Origin of the sequence: Shewanella sp. SG41-4, from assembly GCF_014164505.1 — a bacterium.
Taxonomy (GTDB): Bacteria; Pseudomonadota; Gammaproteobacteria; order Enterobacterales; family Shewanellaceae; genus Shewanella.
This window is the reverse complement of the sequence record NZ_JACJFI010000326.1, coordinates 1-3,766: the sequence shown is the minus strand read 5'-3', so window position 1 is coordinate 3,766 and position 3,766 is coordinate 1. Positions and strand designations below refer to the sequence as shown.

The window sequence follows — 3,766 nt, the reverse complement described above, 5'->3', positions numbered from 1 at the left end:
TCATCACTGATATATTCAAACGTTAACAAAATAAGCTCCGCTAAAAATACGTATAGGAGGCATTTTGGCTACTGGTGTAACCAAATAAAAAAAACCGGCTAAATCGCCGGTTTGAATTTTATGCTTTCTTAACTTCATCTCGAAGTTGTCGGCGTAAAATTTTACCCACATTCGTTTTTGGTAATTCGTCTCTAAATTCTACCAGCTTAGGCACTTTATATCCCGTTAAATAATGTCGGCAATGTTTTATTAACTCTTCTTCTGTAAGTGACTTATCTTTTGCCACCACAAAGATTTTCACTAATTCACCACTAGCATCGTTGGGTACACCCACAGCAGCAACTTCAATCACTTTTGGATGCATTGCTACTACTTCTTCGATTTCGTTCGGGAATACATTAAAACCAGACACAAGAATCATGTCCTTTTTACGGTCAACAATGTAAAACAAACCTTTTTCATCCATATAACCAATATCACCAGTGGCTAACCAACCGTTTTTATCGATTACATTAGCTGTTTCTTCCGGACGCTGCCAGTAGCCTTGCATCACTTGTGGCCCTTTGGCATATAATTCACCCGTTTCACCCTGAGCTAATACTTTACCATCATCATCACGAATTTGAATATCCGTTGAAGGCGCAGGAAAGCCAATAGAGCCATTGTAACCACTGAGATTATACGGACAACATGTCACCAATGGTGAAGCTTCAGTTAATCCATAGCCCTCTAACAGACGTGTTTTAGTAATGTTTTGCCACTTATCGGCAACAGCACGTTGCACCGCCATTCCGCCGCCAATTGACAACTTTAAGCCGGAGAAATCGAGCTGGGTAAATTCTTCGTTATTAACTAATGCATTAAATAAGGTATTAACACCGGTTAATGCCGTAAACGGGTACTTTTTAAGTTCACCCACAAACGCAGGGATGTCTCGAGGATTAGTGATCAGAAGATTTTTACTGCCTTTATGTAAAAACAATAAGCAGTTAACTGTCAGTGCGAAAATATGATAAAGCGGTAAGGCTGTCACCACAAACTCTGTGCCATCATCCAGTGCTGGCGAATAAGCACCATTAGCTTGTAACACATTACTAACTACATTTTTATGACTTAACATGGCACCTTTAGATACGCCTGTTGTACCGCCGGTATATTGTAAAAACGCCAAATCTTCACTACTAATATTCGCTTTGATATATTGCAGACGTCGGCCTTTAGAAAGCGCATCGCGAAATGATAAAGCATGAGGCAAATGATATTTTGGTACTAATCTTTTAATGTATTTAACAACAAAGTTCACTAACGTACGTTTAGGTGCGCTGAGTTGATCGCCGAGATTAGTGATAATGACCGATTCAACCGGAGTTTGATCAACAATTTCTTCTAGAGTATTCGCAAAGTTAGACACAACAACGATGGCTCTTGCACCCGAATCGACTAATTGATGCTTTAATTCCCGTGGTGTATACAGTGGGTTAACGTTAACCACCACCATACCCGCACGTAAAATACCAAACAGAGCAATAGGATATTGCAGTAAATTGGGCATCATAATGGCAACACGGTCACCTTTATTTAAATGCAGCTCGTTTTGTAAATATGCGGCAAATGCTCGGCTTCGCTCTTCGAGTTTACGGTACGTCATCGTCGCACCCATGTTAATAAATGCAGGTTGGTCAGCATATTTTGCTACTGCATTTTCAAACATGTGTACTAATGAACTGAATTGAGATGGGTCGATTTCGGCCGGAACATGTTCAGGTAAATTATTAATCCAAGGCTGGTCCACAAATGTCTCCTAATAATGCCCACTGTGCTAAGACGTGCATTCCCCGTCAGTGGTAAAATATTTTATTATCTGCGTATCATTAATTTTGTTATCGCAGGTTTTATTATGTTGCTTGTAGTGAACTAAATCATACAAGTGTTTTAATTTTCGATCATAATCACATAAATAAACTAAAAATAACAGCGTTTTCACCTATGGTAACGGGCTATTTAGAATAAATGCTCCAATCGATTTGACAACTTGCTCGGCATTTCCCATATGAAGATGATGGTCTCCGGCTAAATGAACGATATCAATATTGGAAAACCATTTATTAGCTTGCTCTGTTGATGCTGTTAATTGTTTATAGCCATCATGACCGACAATAAGTAAAGAAGGAGTGTCACTGATTGTCATCAGAGCATCGACCTGTTCGAAGGTAAATCGGTTTAGTGAATCTAATTTTAATCGAGGATCACTACGCCAAGAATAATGGCCATCAATGACTTCCATATTACGCTCTGTGATCATTTCGCACCAAGGCAATGCTAATCCAGTAAGTTGATGACGTGCCTGAATGGCAATATCCATTGAAGCATACGTAGGAATGGCCCTGGCTAGTTGACGATTAAAGCGTTGTTGTTGCTGTAAGCCTTTACGTAAGCGCTCTTTAGCTTGTGTGGCAGGTTCTGATAAAGGAGCAAGAGCTTCTATTAATATAAGTTTTTGGATGTTGTCAGCAAGACAAGCATTATAAGCAGACGCCACAATGCCGCCAAGCGAATGGCCCAATAATATAATAGGACCCAAATCTTGTGAAAGAGTATGTATCACGGCTTGCAGGTCGTAAATATAATCAACCCAATTCAGCGGATAACGACCGGGGCGATGATCTGATAATCCATGCCCTGGCCAATCGATACAAATCAGTTGAAATTTATCTAACAATCCTTGCAGGGCAAATGCCTGTGCTAAGGGGATAAAACTGTCAACATTATCGAGCCAACCATGCAAAGCCAATATCACTGGTTTATCGGCTTGACCATAACGTTTAGCGGCAAGAGTAATATGAGCCAACGGTAATTGAATTTCTTCTACATCGATGTTCAACATTGTTGGCTCACTTTGCAAAAATTATTTAGCTGCTTTTTTGGTGAATTTGATTGTCATACGATCACTTTCACCAATATCAAGATACTTCTGTTTATCTTGATCACCCATTGCTAAACGCGGTGGTAATGTCCACACGCCTTTCTCATAATCTTTACTGTCTTTAGGGTTGGCATTCACTTCAGAACTGCCTGTTAATTCAAAACCGTATTTATTGGCCAGTTCAACCATTTGATTTTGATCCATATAGCCGCTTTCTGCAGCCATACCGATATTGGCTCGGTGCTCAACTATACCTAAAGAGCCTCCCACTTTTAACACGTCATGAGCAGCTTTAAACACACCTTCTAACTCACCTTTCATTGCCCAATTGTGCAAGTTACGGAATGTTAATACATGGTCTACAGAATTATCTTTACCCAATGAAAATTTAGCCGGCGGATCAAGCGTTACAAACTGTACATTGCCTACACTGGCTTTGTTATCGCTAACCCATTTTTCAAACTTTAAACCAGCTGATTTGTAATAAGCGGTTTGACGGTTTTCTTCTGCCGGTTTTGTTTCAAAATTGGCAGCAACATACTGGCCTTTTTCGGCTAAATAAGGTGCTAAAATTTCAGCATACCAACCACCGCCCGGCCATAATTCAATCACAGTTTGCTCAGGTTTAATGTCAAAAAATGCCAATGTTTCAGCAGGATGACGATATTGATCACGTAGTTTATTTTCTGCAGTTCTAAACTCACTAGCAACCGCTTTAGCAAGAGCTGAATTAACCTGCGGTACAGTCACTTTTTTATCGGACATAGTATCGGCTGCGTATATTGCAGTTGACATACTTAAACTTGATAAGCCAATTAAGGCTCCTAACATCATGTTACGTTT

Annotated in this window: 3 protein-coding genes; all 3 read right to left on the bottom strand. The window is 39.8% G+C overall.

Features of this window, described 5'->3' with window-relative positions; all coding sequences use genetic code 11:
* Window positions 1-118 precede the first annotated feature (118 nt).
* On the bottom strand, window positions 119-1,792 hold the full coding sequence (fadD, locus tag H5202_RS19025; RefSeq protein ID WP_182773446.1) for a long-chain-fatty-acid--CoA ligase FadD: 1,674 nt from the start codon (window positions 1,790-1,792) through the stop codon (window positions 119-121).
* Between the two features lie 192 nt (window positions 1,793-1,984).
* Entirely contained in the window at window positions 1,985-2,884 is a 900-nt protein-coding gene (locus H5202_RS19020; RefSeq protein WP_182773445.1) for an alpha/beta fold hydrolase, read from the bottom strand.
* A 21-nt stretch (window positions 2,885-2,905) separates the two neighbouring features.
* Window positions 2,906-3,688 (bottom strand): class I SAM-dependent methyltransferase, encoded by a 783-nt coding sequence (locus H5202_RS19015; protein ID WP_259397387.1) that lies wholly within the window; start codon window positions 3,686-3,688, stop codon window positions 2,906-2,908.
* Between the last annotated feature and the right edge of the window lie 78 nt (window positions 3,689-3,766).

What these genes read in the sequence shown, in the direction of transcription:
- H5202_RS19015 (WP_259397387.1), bottom strand. Translation starts at nt 3,688, where the DNA reads ATGTCCGATAAAAAAGTGACTGTACCGCAGGTTAATTCAGCTCTTGCT.
- H5202_RS19020 (WP_182773445.1), bottom strand. Translation starts at nt 2,884, where the DNA reads ATGTTGAACATCGATGTAGAAGAAATTCAATTACCGTTGGCTCATATT.